Annotated in this window: 14 protein-coding genes; 8 read left to right on the top strand and 6 right to left on the bottom strand. The window is 58.5% G+C overall.

The genetic code is table 11. The features are described 5' to 3' along the window. Positions 1-114 precede the first annotated feature (114 nt). From FGZ14_RS07110 to topA, 5 genes are all read right to left on the bottom strand, one after another. Positions 115-3,843, bottom strand: coding sequence for a hypothetical protein (locus FGZ14_RS07110; protein ID WP_139922736.1), 3,729 nt, complete (start codon positions 3,841-3,843; stop codon positions 115-117). 92 nt (positions 3,844-3,935) lie between these two features. After that, entirely contained in the window at positions 3,936-4,496 is a 561-nt protein-coding gene (locus FGZ14_RS07105) for a metal-dependent hydrolase (RefSeq protein WP_139922733.1), read from the bottom strand. 36 nt (positions 4,497-4,532) lie between these two features. Further along, complete coding sequence (locus FGZ14_RS07100; protein ID WP_139922730.1) at positions 4,533-5,222, bottom strand: NAD-dependent deacylase; 690 nt, start codon at positions 5,220-5,222, stop codon at positions 4,533-4,535. Between the two features lie 61 nt (positions 5,223-5,283). Further along, the gene (locus tag FGZ14_RS07095; RefSeq protein WP_139922725.1) at positions 5,284-6,171 is read right to left on the bottom strand and encodes a DUF4846 domain-containing protein; all 888 of its coding nucleotides are present in this window, start codon (positions 6,169-6,171) and stop codon (positions 5,284-5,286) included. Positions 6,172-6,293: 122 nt separating this feature from the next. Then, positions 6,294-8,759: a type I DNA topoisomerase gene (gene topA, locus FGZ14_RS07090; RefSeq protein WP_139922722.1), complete on the bottom strand. Its 2,466-nt coding sequence runs from the start codon at positions 8,757-8,759 to the stop codon at positions 6,294-6,296. A gap of 332 nt (positions 8,760-9,091) precedes the next feature. Here topA and FGZ14_RS07085 point away from each other — a divergent pair, with 332 nt between their 5' ends. From FGZ14_RS07085 to FGZ14_RS07050, 8 genes are all read left to right on the top strand, one after another. Next, positions 9,092-13,462 carry a HAMP domain-containing protein gene (locus FGZ14_RS07085; RefSeq protein WP_257883365.1) on the top strand — a complete coding sequence of 1,457 codons (4,371 nt, stop codon included), beginning with the start codon at positions 9,092-9,094 and terminating at the stop codon, positions 13,460-13,462. Between the two features lie 72 nt (positions 13,463-13,534). Beyond that, positions 13,535-14,062, top strand: a complete 528-nt coding sequence (locus tag FGZ14_RS07080; RefSeq protein WP_139922719.1) for a chemotaxis protein CheW — start codon at positions 13,535-13,537, stop codon at positions 14,060-14,062. A 46-nt stretch (positions 14,063-14,108) separates the two neighbouring features. After that, entirely contained in the window at positions 14,109-14,501 is a 393-nt protein-coding gene (locus FGZ14_RS07075) for a response regulator (RefSeq protein WP_139922716.1), read from the top strand. A gap of 109 nt (positions 14,502-14,610) precedes the next feature. Beyond that, the gene (locus FGZ14_RS07070; protein ID WP_139922713.1) at positions 14,611-15,645 is read left to right on the top strand and encodes a chemotaxis protein CheB; all 1,035 of its coding nucleotides are present in this window, start codon (positions 14,611-14,613) and stop codon (positions 15,643-15,645) included. Beyond that, entirely contained in the window at positions 15,642-17,273 is a 1,632-nt protein-coding gene (locus tag FGZ14_RS07065) for a chemotaxis protein CheA (protein ID WP_139922710.1), read from the top strand. The genes FGZ14_RS07070 and FGZ14_RS07065 overlap by 4 nt, the downstream gene beginning before the upstream one ends. Before the next feature lie 60 nt (positions 17,274-17,333). Beyond that, positions 17,334-17,972: a chemotaxis protein CheC gene (locus FGZ14_RS07060; protein ID WP_257883364.1), complete on the top strand. Its 639-nt coding sequence runs from the start codon at positions 17,334-17,336 to the stop codon at positions 17,970-17,972. Positions 17,973-18,111: 139 nt separating this feature from the next. Continuing rightward, a complete protein-coding gene (locus FGZ14_RS07055; protein ID WP_139922707.1) occupies positions 18,112-19,203 on the top strand; it encodes an agmatinase family protein in 1,092 nt (363 codons plus the stop codon). 150 nt (positions 19,204-19,353) lie between these two features. Further along, positions 19,354-19,695, top strand: a complete 342-nt coding sequence (locus tag FGZ14_RS07050) for a phage holin family protein (RefSeq protein WP_139922704.1) — start codon at positions 19,354-19,356, stop codon at positions 19,693-19,695. Between the two features lie 63 nt (positions 19,696-19,758). On the opposite strand, the gene FGZ14_RS07045 is transcribed toward FGZ14_RS07050, so the two are convergent. After that, the gene (locus FGZ14_RS07045; RefSeq protein WP_139922700.1) at positions 19,759-20,541 is read right to left on the bottom strand and encodes a DUF4349 domain-containing protein; all 783 of its coding nucleotides are present in this window, start codon (positions 20,539-20,541) and stop codon (positions 19,759-19,761) included. Positions 20,542-20,675: the final 134 nt, after the last annotated feature.

Below are 20,675 nucleotides of genomic sequence, written 5' to 3'. Positions count from 1 at the left end.
AATATGAGGCAAATATAGCCGTTCGGGGCAGGTAGGGGTGTTATTTACGTAGCTCAGCAAAAGAAAGCGCCCTGCTTCCGAAGAAACAGGGCGCTTCATTAGACAGACAAGGTCTTAGTTATCAATGCGGAAGCCTAGTCCTAGTTGAATCAGCCCATTCTCGGGCGACTTTTGGTAGGAAACCGATAAGGCCAGCTGATCGGAAACGGGCGCTATGTAGAAGCCTGCGCCGTAGCCGTCATGCCAGCCATCGGGCGAAGCGCCTTTGAAGTACACGCGGCCTTTATCATAGAAGCCGAACACCCCGTAGGAGAAAGGTAGAAAGGACGTTTGGACGCGGCCCAGGGCCAGGCGCAGCTCGGTGTTCAGGTACAGGCTGGCGTCGCCGGTGAAGCGGTTGCGGTAGTAGCCGCGCAGGTTTTCGCGCAGGCCCAGGCTGGTGAACTTATAGAACGGAATATCGTCGTCGTTGCCATAGTTCTTGCCGCCGCCGCCTTTCACGACCAGCGTTACCGGAATACCGAGGCGGGCCGTGCCGTAATACTCCGCGAAGCCCTGGGTCAGGCCGAAGTTGCCCTTGTTGCCGTTGAGCTGGTGGTAGGTATCGTGCTGCACCCGCAGGCGCACCCCGCGGCGGGCAAACTGCTGCCGGTCGCGCAAGTCCACATCTAGCAGGGCATTTACGCCAATCAGCCGCTGAAAATCGGTGTTCGGAATCCGGTCGTCGGGCACAGGAATCTGCTGGCGCTCCAACTGGCCCAGGAAGCTGCTGGAAGCATAGCTGGAGGTGTACTGCTCGTAGGTAGGCCCGATGCGGAAGAGGCTGCGCTGCCAAAATACCCGCTCTGTGAAGGCATTCAGCGTGAAGCCTTTGTAGCGGGCTTTGTAGTATTTATCGTCGTAGAGGTCCTGGTCCTTGCGGGTGTCATTGCCGAGGCCGAAGAAGTTATAGAAGGGGAAGAAGTTGCCGTACTCGGTGCGGGCACCAATGTCCCACTTCCCGAAGGCGAAGCGGTGGCGCGTAGCCAGTGACACCTGAAAATTGCCGCCGCTAGAGCCCCGGATATCAAAGGAATACAGGTTTTTGAACCCCGGCTTGCGGAAGCCCTGGCGTACGAAATCAACTCCGGCGCCTACCCCCAGTCCGTCGTTGGCATTCACAATGACGGTAGCACGGGGCTTGTAGGTGTCATACTCAAACTCCTCCCGGTCGTAGCGGTTCACGTTGGGGCGGGTGGAGGTGCGGTTGTCACTCTCGGAGCCCAGTTTCAGGTCGGTATCGGGTACATCGTATACCTTGGTCAGAGTGCGCAGACCGCTTGCTCTGGAATCGTCCGTAATCTGGTCTTTGCCGTCGCCCCCGATAACTCGAACGAGTATGCTCTTTTTCGCCGAGCCTGTTACGGTAAACACGTCCTTACCATCGAGACCGTAGAGGCTGATTTCGTCGGTTTCGCGGGGCGAGAAGGTGCGGTCGAACAAGGCCGGGCCGTTGGGCTCGTTGCCTTCTTTGGCCTTATCAAACATCTGTACCCGCACTTTGCCATCGGCCATCCGGTTCACCTGGAATACTTCGGCCTTGTTGGAGCCTACCACGTCCACCCGCTTGGCCAGGAGCAGGTAGTATTCGTCGAGGGCCTGGGGTAAGGCCTGAATGCGCGCCTTAAGCTTGCGGTTTAGCTCGTCGGTAGAAATGGCCTTGAGCTCGGGCGGCAGCGTGCCGGTGGCTTCATCAATGGCGGCCGGGGTGATGCGCTCCTGCAGGTAGCGGGCAATGTCCTGCCACTGCTCCCGACTCAGGCTTTGCAGCAGAAACCGGTCGAGGTGGCGGGCCGGCCAGTTCAAGCTCTTCATATCGTGGAACTCCGTCTGGAAATCCTCGATGCTGGGCACGGCCCACTCGCGGTTCGCCAGGTAGGTAAGCACCCCGTTCCACTTGGTAAACGACTGGTCCCGGTCGCGCGGAATGGGCTTGTACACGGTTTTCTTCCCGTCTTTGTAGCCGGCCCATTTCCAGTTGTCCTCGTGCTTGCCGAAGTCGGCTGCTAGCATATCGAAGGCGCGGGCGCGGCCCAGGTTCACGGCGTCGATGCGGTTATCGTTGTCTTTATAGAGCTGGCGGAAGAAGCTGAAGGAGCGCCGCACATCGTCGGCACCGCCAAAGCCGGGCAGGTTGGGCTTCGGGTCCACGGGGCGGTCTTCCAGGGTGCCGAATAGGCCGGCGTACTCCTGGCGGTAGGGGCCCAGCTGGCTGTTGTCCGGCAGCACAAACAGGCGCGGCCGGGCGTGCAGAATGTCGGTTTTATCGAGCAGGGAGCCGGTAACCAGCGCCGAGTAGGGGTGAGCCGTGGGGGTGATGTCGCGCAATACGTCGGCGGCGAAGGAACGGCGCAGCTCCGGGGGCAGAATCCGCGTCACGTCCTTGTCCACTGAGCGGAACACGTATTCCGAAGAATCAGCGGCAATCAGCTTCAGGGAAGTAGTCTGGCGCCCGCCCCCACGACCAAACGGGCGCAAGCCGCCTTTTTCAGTGGCGAGGTTGAGGGTTTGTACCTGCACTGGCTGGGTCCAGGAAGTGCGGTACAAGTCGCCGAGCCAGAAGCGCGACGAGCCTTTACCGGCGTACTGCTTGCCCGCCGCTATGGTTTGGGTAGCCTGAAAAGGCACATCGGGTTTAGTTTCCGCTACTCCCTTCGGAGCTGTAGGGCATTCCGGAATAAAGCTGTTTACGGGCACCTGAGGCAGCCGCGGCTCCTGGCAAGCCGATTGAAACAAAGTGGCCGCGTAGGCTTCCTTCACGCTGTTACTACCCCCCTCGAAGGTGTAAAAGGTGGTTTTGACGGAACCATCGGGGTAGTAATCCAGCTTCGAGAAGCCTTCGGCCGACTCATTGAACTGGGAGCGGGCATTGACGCCTACGTGCTGTTTTTCCGCGAACGAGCCTGAAACCAAGTGGTAGCTTCCCTCGGCCTGGGTGAGCTGCAGGCTGAAATCGTGGGCGGCGGCATACACGGCGCCGGGGTGGTCTTTCAGGGTGTTCAGCATTTCCTTCTGGAACTGCTGATAGGCCGGGTTGGCCAGGTCGCGGGGCGAGCCTACGTTCTGGCGGTAGGCAGCGTAGATGGTGCCAGCCACGGGGGGTAGCAGGTGCCGACTCAGGGGCATGTGGCCGCCGTACACCCCATTGCTGATAACGGGCTGGTGGCCCACCAGCAGCACGTTGCGGCCCTTGGTGTCATCCAGCACGTCCTGCAACTGCTCCCGGAACTCCTCCTGGGTCATGGTTTTGCAGTCGGTATCCGGGGCTTCGGGCTTGTCAAAAGGATGAGTCCACCAAGGCGAGTTGATGGCTACCAGGCGCACCAAGGGCGCTACGTCCACAATTTCAGGACCGGGGCAGCCGCCCGTGGGCACAAAGGCATTCTGGCCGGGCAGCTTTTCCTCGATATACTTTTCGAGGCGGCGTACCCGCTTCAACCCATCGGGACCCGAGTTAGCCCAGTCCTTGTCGCCGGGCACGAAGTAGAGCTTGCCGTTAGGCAGGCCCTGCACCAGAGCAATCAGGGCATCGGCGCGGGCGGTTTGGCCGGCTTGGCTGGAATCCTTCTGGCTGCCCAGGCCCTCATTGCCCACAATATCACCGAGGTGGACAACGGTGAAGGAGCCCGACTGCTGCTCTAGGGTCCGGCGCAGGGCCTGCAAACGACTGGCCGGGAGCTGGGCGGAGGCCGTATTTCCCAACAGGAAAACGGTATGAGCCGGCGGCGCGGTTTGGGCGAAGGTTGGAAACGTGGCCGCCAGACCTAAACCAGTCAGCAGCGCGCAGGTGTAACGTAAGGGCATAGATGAGGGGAGTGTAGAACCCTCTTCTACGCAGGAATCAATAATCTGATTTAATCTGGCTTTAATTTCATGGCTGAGCCTTAAAGGCAGCCTTACGATGCTATCTGTGGGGTAGCAAAGCGCCGCAATAATTTCTGCGCCAGCAGTGCCATTAAGCACGGTAACAACACCCACTGCACCTCGCTACGAAGCACGCGGACACCCCACTCGCCCAGGAAATTCTTTACCCCAATCGGTGACACGGCAATGGGCCGGAAACCGAAGAAATACCGTTCCGACTGAAACGGACTATAAAAAGCAACCCCCAGCCCGCCGGTGGTCATGGCATCAAGCACGCCGTGTGAGGCTGTTGCCAGAAACAAGAGCAGCCACAGACGCTTTGGGGCTGGGGAGGGGGTAGGGCCCCGTCGTAGTAGCTGGCACAGCCCCGTCCCAACGAAAGCCACCATCCCCGCCGCCAGCAGCGAATGGCTGAGCCCCCGGTGGCCCCACAGGCTGCCGTAGGCTACGTGAAATTTGAAGCCAATTACGTCCGCATCGGGCAGAAAGGCACAAGCGGCAGCCAGGACCCAGTAGGGCCAGTGGTGACGCTCGGGCAGCAGAAGTTTACCCAGGGTTGCGCCCAGTACGCAGTGCCCGAAGATGGAGGCCATAGGTGGGAGCGGAAGAAATGCCAGAAATCAGAGATGCTACCCGGCCTGCAACTCCGTGGCTACCTTGGGCACGCCCGTGGTGGCCGGCTCCGTGATAAAGTGCAGGTTGGGCCGGGAAGTGACGGGCGGGCGGCTGGGGTCGATGATATACACGGGGGTAGCGCGCGGTACATAGCCAAGAAGGCCTGCCGCCGGATACACCTGCAGAGAAGTGCCCACCACCAGAAACACATCGGCGGTGGCGGCTTCTTCGGCGGCTCGCTCCATCAGGGGCACGGCTTCCCCAAACCACACGATGTTAGGGCGCAGTTGGTGGCCTTTCTCGCACAGGTCGCCCAACTCAATCATATCATCATCCATAGGATAAATCAGCTGATCGAAGTAAGAGCTGCGCGATTCAAACAGCTTGCCGTGTAAGTGAATAACGTTCGAGGAGCCCGCCCGCTCGTGCAGGTCGTCCACGTTCTGGGTGATGATGACGACCTCAAACTGGTCTTCCAAAGCAGCCAGCGCCCGGTGGCCGGCATTGGGCTGGGCAGCGCGGGCGGCGGCTCGGCGCTGGTTGTAGAAGTCCAGTACCAGCGCCGGGTTTTTCGCCCAGCCCTCGGGGGTAGCTACTTCCTCAATCCGGTGTCCTTCCCAAAGTCCATCGGAGCCCCGAAAGGTGGCCAGGCCACTTTCGGCGGAAATCCCGGCCCCAGTCAGGGCTACAAGTTTCTTTTTCATAAGTCAAATGGCCATGCTCAGGAGAAAGACGCAGGTTGCCACCCCCAGGTTGGGGTAGGCGCTACTCAAACCGCCCCAGCTCCGTGCGGCTGAACGTCCACTCCGGCGTATATACGTGCTGCTTATCAGCTTCCAGATTAAACCACGCTCCGGCTTTGGGCTGCGGTCCGGCTTTCAGGACGTGTACTTGCTGGGCCGGCATGTAACTCTGGGCTAGCAGCACCAGCCGCCGTCCCGTGGCCGGCTGGGTGGCTACATCCAGAACCAGCACCGCGTGCCCCGGCGAGCCACCCCGAATGAGCACGTCGCCGGGCTGCACTTGGGCCAGAGGCATCGGGCGCAGCTCTTTACTCAGGGAAAGCGTGCCTGCGTAGGTGAAAATCTGGTCGAGGTAGCGGCGAAACGTGGCGTGGTCGGGTTTCTCCACAGATTTGGGGGTAGGCACTACGTCGTTGCCCTCCACCCGAAAGCCGCGGCCCTGGTACCAGTCCTGAAACCGGATATCGTGGCCGCTGGTCAGGTGAAAGTGCACTTGATCAGGGTTCTGACTGAACTGATACTCCGCCCGCAGCCGAATCACGGCATCGGCGCACTGCTGCAGGTCGCGGGGGCCTACGTCCAGGTCCAGCACGGCGACGTGCACATCCTGGCGGTCCTTTAGTTTACCGTTGTGCAGGTGCACCGCCGTGCCCGCCGGTAACAGCGGCACCTCCCGCAGCCAGGACCCAAACGAACCGGGCGCCACTGCCACGCGCTGGTAGCCCGCCGGCACCGGAAACCGGGCAGCCAGCGTCTGGCCCGCGCGGTAACGCCCAGCTGGCAGCCAGGGGTAGCGGTTTAGCGTAGGAGTTGAGGTATCAGGAAGGGGTAGGGAAGGTAGTGAAGTAGCCGGCACATAGGCCGTAACGACGCTTAACGTAGCACCCAACAGGATAATCTTTCTAAGCATACTACACCAGATATTAGGCAGAGCGAATATAACGGCAAGGATAAGCTCGTATTGGAGCCGTCCGCAAAATAAAAAGGCCCACCTGCTATAGGTGAGCCTTTTCTAGAAAAGTACAACCCGGATTACTTGGCCTTTCCGGTTGCTTTCTTAGCAGTAGTGCTGGCTGCCTTTTTCGCTGCTGGTTTCTTAGCGGCGGATTTTTTGGCGGCTGTTTTCTTAGCCGGAGTATCCGCTTTTTCAGCGGCCTCAGGAGCTGCCTTCTTGGCGAAGCGGCTGCCTTTAGCGGGCTTGTCGGGGGTAGCTGCTGCCAGCTCCAGGCAGCGCTCCAGCGTCAGGCCCGCCGGGTCTTCGCTCTTCGGAATCTTCACGTTTTTCTTGCCAGCCACAATGTAGGGACCAAACCGACCATTGAGCACCTGTACGTCGGGGTTTTCGGGGAACTCCTTGATCAGGCGTTCGGCGTCGGCTTTGCGCTTGGCTTCAATCAGGTCAATGGCTTCCTGGGCCGTGATGGTGTGCGGGTCCTGCTCCTTGGTCAGCGAATAGAACTTGCTGTCGTGGCGGATGTAGGGCCCGAACCGGCCGAGGGCCGCTGTCATGTCCTTGTCCTCGAACTGGCCTACAATGCGCGGCAGCTTGAATAGGTCTAGGGCTTCCTCCAGGGTTATGCTTTCAATGAACTGTCCCTTGCGCAGGCTTGCATACACCGCTTTTTCTTCCGAGCCTTCCTTGGGCTCAATCTGCACGTAGGGCCCGAAGCGGCCCAAACGAGCGGTGATTTTCTGTCCGGTTTCGGGGTGAGTCCCGATTTCGCGGTTGCTACCCAGGGTGCTGCGCTCAATATCCTGGCCGCGCTCTACGGTTTCGTGGAAAGTGCCATAGAAACCCGCCAGCATATCGGTCCACTGCTCCTGTCCGTCGGCAATGCGGTCAAACTCGTCCTCTACCTTCGCCGTGAACTGATAATCAACGATTACCGGGAAGTGCTCCACCAAGAAGTCGTTGACCACCATAGCCGTATCGGTGGGGAAGAGCTTGGCCTTATCGGCACCGTAGGTTTCGGTTTTTACCTCCGTTTTCACCTCGGCACCGTCCAGCGTCAGCACATGAAACTTGCGCTCCTTGCCCTCGCGTGAGTCCTTTTCTACGTAGCCGCGCTTCTGAATAGTGCTGATAGTAGGTGCATAAGTGGAAGGCCGGCCGATGCCCATTTCTTCCAGCTTTTTCACCAGCGAAGCTTCTGTGTAACGAGCGGGCGGCGTTGCGTAGCGCTCCGTGGCGCGCAGTTGCTGCAGGGGCAGCTCCTGGCCCACATTCAGCGGGGGCAGCCCCCGTGAAAACGACGATTCGCCGTCCTGCTCTTCGTCGTCCTTGCTTTCGGCGTAAGCCTTCAGGAAGCCTTCAAACGTAATGACCTCGCCGGTAGCCGTGAGGGTAGTGCCAGGCTGGGTGCTGATGCCAATGGTGGCCACCGTGCGCTCAATCACCGCGTCGGCCATCTGCGAAGCCAGGGCACGCTTCCGAATCAGGTCGTAGAGGCGCTGCTCCTGCGAATCGGAGCCGGCCTTTACCAGCGCGAAGTCGGTAGGGCGGATGGCTTCGTGCGCTTCCTGAGCCGAGGCCGACTTGGTTTTGAACTGCCGGGTGTTAGCGTATTCCGCGCCATAGGCAGCTGTAATGGCTTCCTTGGCCGCCGCCAGCGCATCCTGCGACAGATTCACGGAGTCCGTCCGCATGTAGCTGATCTTACCCGCTTCATAGAGCTTCTGGGCCACGCTCATGGTCTGAGCCACCGAGAAACCCAGCTTGCGAGAGGCTTCCTGCTGCAGGGTAGAGGTAGTAAACGGCGGCGCGGGGCTGCGCTTACCGGGTTTTTTCTCCAGGTTTTCGATGCGGTAGGCCGCGCCCACGCACCGGGCCAGGAAGGCTTCGGCCTCTTCACGGGTTTTGAAGCGGGTAGGAAGCTCAGCCTCCAGCACCGCGCCCCGGCCCGCATCAAAGCGAGCTACCACGCGGTAAGCCGAGGACGTTTTGAACTGGCTGATTTCCCGCTCGCGTTCCACCACCAGCCGCACCGCCACCGACTGCACCCGCCCGGCCGAGAGGCCGGTTTTCACCTTCTTCCACAGTACCGGGCTCAGCTCGAAGCCTACGAGGCGGTCGAGTACGCGCCGGGCCTGCTGGGCATTCACCAGGTTCAGGTCAATTTCCCGGGGCGTGGCAATGGCATTGAGAATGGCATTCTTGGTGATTTCGCGGAACACAATGCGCCGCGTCTTCTCGTCGTTCAGGTTCAGGGTTTCGGCTAGGTGCCAGGAAATGGCCTCGCCCTCGCGGTCATCGTCACTGGCCAGCCATACGGTTTCCGCTTCCTTGGCAAGCTTTTTCAGCTGGCTGATAACTTCCCGCTTATCAGCCGACACTACATAGGTAGGCTTAAAGCCATTGGCAATATCAATGGCGTTGTTATCCTTGGGCAAGTCGCGTACGTGGCCGAAGCTGGACTTAACCACGAAATCCTTGCCCAGGTAGCCTTCAATGGTTTTGGCTTTGGCGGGAGATTCGACGATGACTAGATTTTTAACCATAGGGGGTGGGATACGCTAGGCTTGTTTCGTAGGAAACGGCGGGGGCAGCGCAAAAGTTGAATTTTGCCGCAAAGATGCTGGAATAATCCGGCGTAGCAGCGCTGGCAATAGAATATAGGCTTCGCCAGGGGCTCTGATGGCAGGCAATGAGTACCGTTGTCCGGGACAATTAGTTCACAATCCGGTAGTTATTAGCCAGTGGTAACTTTTTAAGAAGAATTGTGAGCTGACAAGTCTATTTGCTACCTTTGCCTGTTCATGAACCCTGCTATCTGGGGTTCTGTTAGTGCACCACCTTGCTCTCAGGCAGGTTTCGCTACCACACCTAGTTTATGGCATCAGCTAAGACGCCCAGAAACAACCGCCCGGCTCCCGCCGCTCCGGATACGTTTGAAGAAGCAACGCTAGTAACCGCCGCCGATGACGACGGTGCTGCCTCGTTGCCGCAGCCTAATAACTATACCCGCAAACGGGGTACGGCCAGCACGGCCGGCTATAGCACCCAGGATCCTGATTATATCAATGATCAGTTGAACCGGGTACTCTACGCCCTCGATGCGTTCAAAAAAGGCGACGTATCGGTGCGCCTGACCAAACAGAACGACGACATCTTCGCCGAAATAGCCGAAGCCTACAACTCCATGGTGGAGATGATTGGCGGGGTAGGCGGTGAGGTATCGCGCATTTCGAAAGTTGCCGGGGTGGAAGGTAACCTGAAAGCCCGCGCCTCCGCTGATAATGCCGCCGGTTTCTGGCGCGACATGATCAACAACATCAACGGCCTAGTAGATAGCATTGCCGTGCCGGTGTTAGAGGTAGGCAAGGTGCTCAAGAACATCAGCAAAGGCAATCTGGATGAAACCTTCCAGATTCCGGTGTCGGGCGACTTCAAGGTGATGGCCGAAACCATCAACAAGACCATCGACAACCTGAACCTGTTTGCCGGCGAGGTAACCCGCGTGGCCCAGGAAGTAGGTACCGAAGGTAAGCTCGGCGGTCAAGCCAGCGTACCCAACGTAGGTGGTATCTGGAAAGAGCTGACCGATAACGTAAACTACATGGCCTCGAACCTGACCTCTCAGGTGCGAGACATTGCCAACGTAGCCACGGCCGTAGCCCGCGGCGACCTGAGCCAGAAGATTACGGTTGATGTAAAGGGCGAACTGCTGCAACTCAAGCAGAACCTCAACCAGATGGTGGACTCGCTCAACCTGTTTGCCGGCGAGGTAACCCGCGTAGCCCAGGAAGTAGGTACCGAAGGTAAGCTCGGCGGTCAAGCCAGCGTGCCCAACGTAGGCGGCGTATGGAAGCAGCTAACGGACAACGTAAACACGATGGCTTCGAACCTGACCCTTCAGGTACGAGACATTGCCAACGTGGCCACGGCCGTAGCAAAGGGTGACCTCACCCAGAAAATCACCGTGGACGTGAAAGGGGAGCTGCTGCAGCTGAAGCAGAACCTGAACCAGATGGTGGACTCGCTCAACCTGTTTGCTGGCGAAGTAACCCGCGTGGCCCAGGAAGTAGGTACGGAAGGCCGCCTGGGCGGCCAGGCCGTAGTGCCGAATGTGGCTGGCGTATGGAAAGAGCTGACGGACAACGTGAACTACATGGCCTCGAACCTGACGCTTCAGGTGCGAGACATTGCCAACGTAGCTACCGCCGTAGCAAAAGGCGACTTGTCGCAGAAAATTACGGTTGACGTAAAGGGCGAGCTGCTGCAACTCAAGCAGAACCTCAACCAAATGGTGGACTCGCTCAACCTGTTCGCCGGTGAGGTAACGCGTGTAGCACTAGAGGTAGGTACGGAAGGTAAACTCGGCGGCCAGGCTTCGGTACCGAACGTGGCCGGCGTGTGGAAAGAGCTGACCGACAACGTAAACTACATGGCCTCGAACCTGACCTTGCAGGTACGAGACATTGCCAACGTGGCCACGGCCGTAGCCCGCGGCGACTTGTCGCAGAAAATGACCGTGGATGTGAAGGGAGAAATCCTGGAGCTGAAGAACATCCTCAACCAGATGGTGGACTCGCTCAACATCTTCGGTGACGAAGTAACCCGTGTGGCCCGCGAGGTAGGTACGGAAGGGAAGCTCGGCGGCCAGGCCAACGTGCCCCGCGTAGGTGGTACTTGGAAGGAGCTGACGGACAACGTAAACACGATGGCCTCGAACCTGACGCTGCAGGTACGAGACATTGCTAACGTGGCTACCGCCGTAGCAAAAGGTGACCTGACTCAGAAGATGACGGTGGATGTAAAAGGCGAGATTCTCGACCTGAAAAACATCCTTAATCAGATGGTGGACTCGCTCAACATCTTCGCCGGCGAGGTAACCCGCGTAGCACGCGAGGTAGGTACGGAGGGTATTCTGGGCGGCCAGGCCAACGTGCCGAGCGTTTCGGGTACCTGGAAAGACCTCACCGACAACGTAAACACGATGGCCTCGAACCTGACTTCTCAGGTGCGAGACATTGCCAATGTGGCTACCGCCGTAGCCCGCGGTGACCTAAGCCAGAAAGTGACGGTAAACGTACGCGGCGAGCTGTTGCAGCTGAAAGAGAACCTGAACCAGATGGTGGACTCGCTGAACACGTTCGGCGACGAAGTAACCCGCGTGGCCCGCGAGGTAGGCACGGAAGGCCGCCTCGGCGGCCAGGCCGTAGTGCCCAACGTACGCGGCACTTGGAAAGACCTGACGGACAACGTAAATACCATGGCGGCCTCGCTGACCTCTCAGGTGCGAGACATTGCCAACGTAACCTCCGCCGTAGCCCGCGGCGACCTGAGCCAGAAGGTATCGGTAGATGTTAAAGGCGAGCTGCTCGACCTCAAGGACAACATCAACGTGATGGTGGACTCCCTGAACGTATTCGCGGGCGAGGTAACCCGTGTGGCTCTTGAAGTAGGTACGGAAGGTCGCCTCGGGGGCCAGGCCAACGTGCCCAGCGTGAGCGGGGTATGGAAGGAGCTGACCGACCGGGTAAATACCATGGCCTCCAACCTCACCACGCAGGTACGCGGTATCGTGAAGGTAGTAACGGCCGTATCGCAGGGCGACTTGACCCAGAAGCTGACTCTGGACGCTAAAGGTGAGGTAGCAGATCTGGCCGAAACCATTAACCGAATGGTAGACGACCTGAACCGTCTGGCTTCGGAAGTTAGCCGCGTGGCTCGCGTAGCGGGTGGCGAAGGCAAGCTGACCGAACGAGCCACGGTAACCGACGTATCGGGCTCCTGGAAAGAACTGGTGGACACCCTGAACGCCCTGATTGAATCCATTGCCTCGCCGGTACTGGAAGTGTCGCGCGTGGTACGGGCTATTTCAGAGGGCGACCTGCAGCAGCAGGTTGAAATCGAAACCACCGGCGACATCCGCGCCATGGCCGACGCTCTGAACCTGGCCGTAGATAACCTCAACGAGCTGCTCGGCGAAATCAACGAGTCGTCGCAGATTGTAGGGGAGTCATCGGAGGAAATGGTAGTGAAAGGGCAGGAGATGAGCCGGGTAACCGTTGACGTGGCCCTGGCCATGCAGCAGATGGCCGAAGGCGCTCAGAACCAAGCTCTCAAAACCGACCAGGCCTTTAAGCTGATCGAAGAAATCATGCAGGCTACCAAGGAAACGGCCGGTAAAGCCGACGTTGGTATCAAGGCTGCTATCCTCGGTGAGCAAACATCACAGCTGGGTCTGAAAACGGTAGCAGAAGTGGTGAAAAACATGGAGGAAATCAGCTCGGCTGCCGCCCAGACCTCCAAGACCATCGAAGTACTCAGCACCCGCTCCCAGGAAATCAGCAAGTCGCTGGGCGTTATCACCGACATTGCCTCGCAAACCAACCTGCTGGCTCTGAACGCTGCCATCGAAGCGGCCCGCGCCGGGGAAGCCGGCCGTGGTTTCGCGGTAGTAGCCGAGGAAATCCGCAAGCTGGCCGAAGGTTCCCGCAAGTCGGCCAGTGAAATTGCTACCCTGGTTGAAGACGTTAAGAAGGATACTACCTCGGCGGCCACAGCAATCAGCACCATGGAAGGCCGGGTACTCAAGGGCAAGAACGCTACGTTCGAAGCCAGCTCAGCCTTTAAGAACATTGCCACCAGCAGCGGCGAAACGCTCCGTACTTCCCGCGACATTCTGACGGCTACCGAAGTGCAGAAAACGTCGATTGGCGACGTGGTGAAATACGTGGAAGAGGTAGTAGCTATTGCCGAGCAAACGGCCTCCGGTACCCAGCAGGTAGCCAGCACTGCCAAGCAGCTTTCCACAAGCATGCAGGAACTGACCACCAGCAGCCAGAACCTGACCGACATTGCCGACGACCTGCAGCTGGGCTTGTCCGCCTTCCAGCTGATGGAAGACTTGCAGCCCGAGCCGGAGCCCGAGCCCGAACCGGTTCGTCGTCGGTCCTTGTTGCGTCGGGCAACGACTCCGGCTCCCGCTGCTGCTACCCCCGCCGCTCGCCGTTCCAACCGGCGCGCCGCATCGGCTACGGCAGAGGCTACGGTGGCACCTGTGCGCAAAACAGCGCGCCAGGCTACTACAGCTACCCCAGCCGCAGCTGTAGAGGATAACGGCAACCCGGATCAGGCTGCTCAGGCTACTTCTAAGCCCGCCCGTCCGCGTCGGAAGGAAGCCAGCAAGGACACTCCCGCCGCTGACACCCCCGCTACGCCCAAAGCCCGGACCGGCAAAGGGAAAACCAAATAAATATTTGTTTTAACCGCACCCCAAGTTGCTGCTGTTGGCAGTGGCTTGGGTATGGCGACCAGCCGCTCAGGCATGCCTGAATCAGAAAAAAACGTCAAACAGGACCTCATCATTCAGCTGATTGTTTTTCGGCTGGGAGATGAAGAGTACGGGATTCGTATTGAGCAGGTGAAGGAGGTAACCATAACCCCCGAAATTGCCCGTATGCCCAAAACGCCCCCCTTTGTTAAGGGCATTGCGAACCTGCGCGGCGACATTATTGCCATTGTTGATCTGGAGGAGCGTTTTCGCCTACGCTCAGCTGATGTTGGGATGCCGGCCATGTCTTATACCATGGCAATAGAGGCTAAGGAATATACCATCGGCATTATGGTACGCGAGGTACCTCAGCCGTTGTCCATTCCGGTTTCCAGCATTGAGAAAGCGCCTGAATTTATCCAGGACATCAACATTCACGATAAATACATTGAGGGAATTGCCAAAGTTGACGGCCGCATTATCGTGGTCCTTGACATGCTGAAGCTGCTCACCCCCTCCGAAATCATGCAGTTGCAGCCCAAGGCGGAATCTTCCGCTGCCGGCAGCCGTACAAAGGCATAGTTCATTGTACCGTTCAGCTTCCAGTCTTTCCTCATTCTCCCTTTCCATGAAAAACCGCATCCTCATCGTCGACGACTCTTTTTACATGCGCACGATGCTTAAAAACATGCTTACCGACGCCGGCTATGAGGTGGTAGGAGAAGCTGCAAATGGGCAGCAAGCGCTGGAAATGGCCGCCGCAACCCAACCCGATTTAATCACGCTGGACGTAATCCTGCCCGATAACACCGGGTTAGATGTGCTGAAAGGTATCCGTCAGGAGCAACCCGAGGTAAAAGTTGTGATGTGCTCGGCAGTTGGGCAGGAAGTTATTGTTAACGAGGCTCTTGAGAGTGGTGCCACGGCTTATATCGTGAAGCCTTTCTCGGAGGAAAAGGTGCTGGAAATAGTAGGTAGTGCCCTTCAGGAGTCGTCTGCTTCTGCCCCCGAGCAGGAGTAAAGACTGACCTTCCGGTCCGGTAGCTTTTTGCTTGCTTCCAGTAGTTTCTTTTCCCGTGTCCTTCCCAACTGAGTCTTTTCCTATACTGCTTGGCAACCTGCCCACAAGTGTGCGCACGGAGCTTACGCGGCTGCTACATACCGATCCGGAACTGGAGGTGGTAGGTACAGCTGTGGCTGCCAACGAGCTGCGAGCCGCCGCCCGGCGCCTGCGGCCGGGAGTAGTGCTGGTGGGGGAAGATCAGCTGCTGGGACTGGAGCAACTGCAGCGTTATTTTCCGGTGCCCGTGCTGCTGTACAGCATGCGCCCTCCCTTGCCTGCCATGCTGCGAGAAGTAAGCCGCATGGGAGTGTATGATTACGTTGCGCAGCTTCCAGCAAATCCAGCCGAATTACCTGAGTGGCGGAACAGTATCCGGCGTAAGCTGCTGGCAGCCAAACCCCGGCTTACGCCGGTGGCTGAGGCGCGGCGGCCTGTTTCTGAGCGGCGCCTCGCTGCCCCCTTGCCTCCACAAGGGGTAATAGTTATTGGCGGCTCTACCGGCGGCGCGCCTGCGGTAGAAGCCGTACTGCGTGGGCTCCCGCCCGATTTCCCGTGGGCTGTGCTGGTGGCAGTACACCTTCCGGAGCTGTTTACCGATACGCTCGTCGAGCGTCTGCGCCGGGCTTCTTCCTTGCCAGTAGCCGCGGCCAGCAGCGGACAGCTCCTAAGGGCCGGGCACGTTCTAGTGGCTCCTGGGGGGCGCAATCTGGCCGTACGGGCTGTCGCAGATAGCCCTTGGGTAGGCTGGCAAACCGATTTCGTAAGCGAAGCCAGCCTCGATGTTCCCTCTGTGGATGTGCTGATGCACTCTGCCGCCCGGGTAGTAGGCCGTAACGTACTGGGCGTTGTGCTGACTGGCTTCGGGCAGGATGGAACAGCCGGCGCCCGCTACGTCCGGCAGCAGGGTGGGGTAGTGGTAGCCCAGGATGAAGCAACGTCGGCGGTGTTCGGCATGCCCAAATCCGTTATCAATGCCGGCCTGGCTAGTGCGGTTCTGCCCCTGCCTGCCATCGCTGATTTCGTTGTGCGCTACGTGCGCACAGTACCGGCTGTTCATGCCAGCCATTTCTCGCCGCTCTCTCAACCTGTGCAAGCACGATGAAGTCAAGAGAGCAGGAGTACCGCGAGATTTTCATGGCTGAGGCGTTGGAGTACTACGACGCCATGAGCCGCCACATCAGTGAGCTAGAGCGTAACCCCTCCGACGAGCCGGCGCTCAATGAGCTGTTCCGACTCATGCACAACCTCAAGTCCAATGCCCGGGCAATGGGCTACAACGGCATTGGAGAGGTAGCCCACCATATGGAAACCATTTTCGGGCTGATTCGCAGCCGGGAAATGGCTTTTACCGGTTACGTAGTGCCGGTGCTGTTCACCGGTATTGATACCATTGGGGAGATGGTACGCGCCGTTGGCGCTGGCGAAGAACTACCCGATGCAGGACAGCTGCTGGAAAATCTGGACCGGCTGGTGCGAGGCGAAGAGCCGATTCTGGACGCAAATACCGAGGATGATGAGGATGCCAGCCGCAAGCTGGAGCTATCAGACCTGGTGTACATCCAGATTCGGAAGCTGGATCATCTGCTGAATCTGGTGGGAGAGCTCACTATTGACCGGGACCGGGTGCTTACCCTGAGCCAGGAAATCGGGAACCCGGCCCTGGCGGCGGCGGCAGCCCATCTTTCGCGTATAGCAGATGAGCTGCAGTACAGCGTGATGGACGCGCGCTTGGTAGGTGTCGGCTCGTTGTTCAGTAAGTTTCCGCGGGTAGTACGCGACGTAGCCACCACGGAGAAAAAAGATGTGGAGTTGACCATTGTCGGGGAAGACATTCAGATTGACCGCAACATCCTGCAGATCATTGCCGATGCCCTGCTGCACTTGGTGCGTAATGCCATCGGCCACGGACTGGAAACGCCGGAAGAACGCGTAGCGGCCGGCAAAACTGCCCAGGGCCACCTAATCCTGTCGGCGCAGGCGGAGCGCGACGATGTGCTGATTCAGGTGCGCGACGATGGCCGTGGCATTAATGTGAACAGCGTGCGGCGCAAAGCCGTGGAGCGTGGGCTCGTGTCGGCCGAAGCTGCCGCTCACCTCGACGATGATGCGGTACGCAGCTTCCTTTTCGAGCCAGGCTTTTCCATGGCCCAGGAGGTAACCGAAATTTCGGGCCGTGGTGTGGGGCTTGACGTAGTGAAATTAGCCATCGACTCGTTGGGTGGCCAGCTGCGCGTGGAGTCGGTACTGGGCGAGGGCACTACCTTTACGTTGGTGCTACCCACTTCCATTGCTGTTAAGGGAGCCCTCTTGTTCCAGCTTGATCAGCGCAACTACGCCATCCCGCTCATGCATACGGATTCGGTGGTATCATTGCTCCCCGAAAATTTCAACGTGGTGGGTGGGGTGCTGCTTACCCGTGTGCAGGACGAGAACGTACCGGTGGTATCCTTGCGCCGGCTACTGCACAACGGCGACGGGCCACTGCCCACTGCCACCAGAGCGGACCTCAATGGCCGCCAGGATATCATCATTGTAAATTACAACAATCGTCGGCTTGGTCTCATTGTCGACCGGTTTTTACGCCAGCAGGACATCGTGGTGAAACCCATGAGTAAGCCGCTGGATACCATTGACTTGTTTGGCGGCGTTACCTTGCTGGGTAGTGGGCAGGTGTGCCTGGTACTGGATGTACCCGCGCTTACCCGATTATTTCTGGCCAAACGACCGTAACTCACGTATTGCAGACCTGTGGCGGACGGCAGTAGCCCAAAGCCCTTTCAATTGACTCCTATGGATTTGCACATGACGGAACTGGAGCGGGATATCATCCGCGAAATCCTGAATATCGGCTTGGCTCGCGCCGCCGATTCATTCGCGGTTGTCGCCCAGGAGAAGGTGTTGCTGGAAGTGCCCAACCTCGATATTGTGTCGGGTAAAACCATTCTGGATAAAGTACGCGACTTGCAGGCTGGCCATGTTATTATTCAATCCGATATCCGGGGCGAGTTTAACGGCACCACGCTTATGTTTTTCTCGGGCCAGCATGTGCAGCGACTTTCCCGGGTGTGCCTGCGCATGAGCACTTCCGACTCAACGCAGATTGATGAGATGCAGGAGTCTTTGCTGCTGGAGATTAGCAATATCATTACTGGGGCTCTGGTTACGCAGCTTGCTAACATTCTGAAAGCCAGTATTTACGGTGCGCCTCCCACGCATCCGCGCGGGGATATGGCCAACTCCCTGAACAGCCTGCTGCTGGACCGTCCCATGGTGCAGCCACTAATTTTCTCGGTTGTTACCCAGTTCTCAGACAAGGATAATTCCGTGGAGCTACCCCTGATGATTTTCTTTGACCGGGATACGTTTGAGAAAATCCTGGACATCATCCGGACCTATGACTTCATGGGCGGTCAGCAATCTGGCGCTTAGTTAGTTTTTCGTCTGGATCAGGCGCGGCCAGTGCGGCTCCCAACACCAGTTACCACGCCCGTAAGGCGGCAGGAACTGGGCGCGGGGGCCGCCGCCGTTATGGCGCCTACCCATACATTCACTTCAACTTTTTCTGTTTATGGCTGATTCTGCGTCTGCGCTGGAACAAAAGCTTGCCAACTTCGACCCTAATGCCCTCGGTGATGCTGCCGGCGGTATTTACGGCCTGCCCTTTACCCCCGAGGAAGCGCAGGTAGTTATTGTGCCCGTACCCTGGGAGGTGACGGTTTCCTACCGGGCCGGCACCGCCGAAGGTCCGGAGGCCATCCGGGAAGCTTCGCTTCAGGTTGACCTCTACGACCCGGACCTGCCCGATGCCTGGAAAATGGGCTTGGCCATGGAAGAGTCTGACGAGAAAATTGCGGCTGAAAGCCTGGAGTTGCGTCCCACCGCTGAAAGCTACATCGGCTGGCTGGAAGAAGGCGAGCCGGAGGCTACCTACGGCACCTTCTCCCAGGTACCGGCCCGCATCAATGAGCGGGGGCAGGCGCTGCTGGAGTGGCTGAAAGCCAAAACCGGCGCCCTGCTTGATGCCGGTAAGGGGGTAGTCGTGCTGGGCGGCGACCACAGCACGCCATTGGGCTACCTGCATGCCTTAGCCGAGCGCCACGAGGAGTTCGGGATTCTGCAGATTGACGCCCACTGCGACCTGCGCCCGGCCTACGAAGGCTTTGAGTTTTCGCACGCCTCCATCATGTACAATGCCCTGAAGCTGCCCCAGGTAAAGAAGCTGGTACAGGTGGGCATCCGTGACTATTGCCAGCAGGAGGCCGAGTTTATCGACCAGAGCAACGGGCGCGTAGCCTTGTTTGCCGACCGGTTTCTGCAGGCAGAGATGCTGGGTGGCAAATCCTGGAGAAAGGAGTGCAAAAAGATCATTGCCCAGCTACCCCAGAAAGTGTATCTGAGCTTTGATATCGACGGCCTCGACCCCAAACTGTGCCCCGGTACCGGTACGCCCGTACCAGGCGGTCTGGAGTTCGAGCAGGCCCTGTACCTGATTCGGATGGTGGTGCGCTCGGGCCGTACCATTATCGGCTGCGACCTGAACGAAGTAGCTCCCGGCGATACCGAATGGAATGCCATTGTTGGTGCCCGCTTGCTCTACCACATGGCCAACTGGATGGGCGTGTCGCAGGGCCGGCTGCAGGCCCGCGCCGTAGAGAAATAGGATCCGCCTAAGCGGCTTATTCTTCTCTGAGAGGCAAAAAAAGTGCGGCAGGTAGTTGAACCGTTTCAACCGCTTGCCGCACTTTTTTGCCTGTTGCCCGTAAAAAGCCCAACTCCCTTACTCTGTCTCTCACCTAACTCCTCTCTCCCAATGGGCTTTATTCTCAAATTCATTCTCAGTGCCATCATCACCTACGTGCTGGCTAAGTTCCTGCCCGGAGCCTATATCGATGGCATTGGCACAGCCTTCATTCTGGTGATAGTGCTGGCCATCCTGAACGCCGTAGTAAAGCCAATTCTCAAGATTATCGGCTTTCCAATTACGGTTTTCACTCTGGGGCTGTTTCTGCTCGTTATCAATGCCCTCATTGTAATGATAGCAGACTGGCTGCTCGCCGGCTTCAAGCTCGATGGGTTTATTTCGGCGCTGATTTTCAGCATTGTGCTGTCCCTGGTAACATCGGTTATTGATATGGTAACTGACCGAGACTAACAACCCGGCCCTCTGCTGAAAGCAAAAAGCCCGGACCAGTGTACTGGTCCGGGCTTTTTGCTTTCAATAGTCTGTATGGTGGGCGGCTCCTGATAAAGACGGCGCATAAGTCTGGCGGCGCCAGCGCATCAGGGCCCAGCCTGCCACACCAAGTAAAAGAGGCCAGATGTAGCAAGCCGAAATCAGTACCAAGCTTACCACCCGCCAACCGAACCACAGGCCTGCCTGCAGCTGCGGCGCAATAGCGGTAGTTGGGGAGGCTTCGAGGGGTGGGCGAGGCTGAAAGTAGGTGAGACGCAGCGTGGCAAGGGCAGCTTGTTCGGCCAAGGCCTGGGTTTCCTGGGCTGCGGCCCGTGCGGTGCCGGTGTCGGTTGTGGCGGAGGTGGTGCGCAGCTTGGCCAGCTCAGCAGCAATATCCCGGGAGGTTAGCTCTTTGCTATGTACCGTGCCCAGCTGGGTGAGGTCGGCGGTAAGGGCCAGAAACTGCGCCGAGGGCACCCGAATGGTTAGCACCTGCTGATGCCGCTCGGGGTCGGTGGTTTCGAGGGCGGAAGTGAGGTAGGCACCCCGCCGCATGAGGGTCTTATCGAGGTGGGCTGACGCGTTGGCAAAATCAGCTACTTCCAGCTCCATAGTGCCTTGATAGATAACCGGATGGCCCGCTACCCGCCACAGCCGGGCCAACGGCACCTCGGCCTCACTTGCCGCAGTAGCGGTGGGGGAAGCAGCAGAAACGGAGGCCGTAGAAGCCGCCTCTTGGCCTGGGAAAACTTCCTGCTCGGCTGACTGGGCGCACCCCGCCAGCATCAGTCCCAGCAGCGGGAGCAGACGCACGTATTTTTTCATCGGAAAGACACAAGATGGTGGATGAAAAAGCTGCGCAGCTTCTGCTGGTTTATACAGGCCTCGCCAGAACGTAACCCACCGGCCTGGCCTGGCGCCATGGGGTAGGGTCCTGACAAAAGAAAACCGCCTGGCTT

Source organism: Hymenobacter sp. DG01 (assembly GCF_006352025.1).
In the GTDB taxonomy this organism is placed as follows: domain Bacteria; phylum Bacteroidota; class Bacteroidia; order Cytophagales; family Hymenobacteraceae; genus Hymenobacter.
This window is presented reverse-complemented; position numbering and strand designations above follow the sequence as displayed.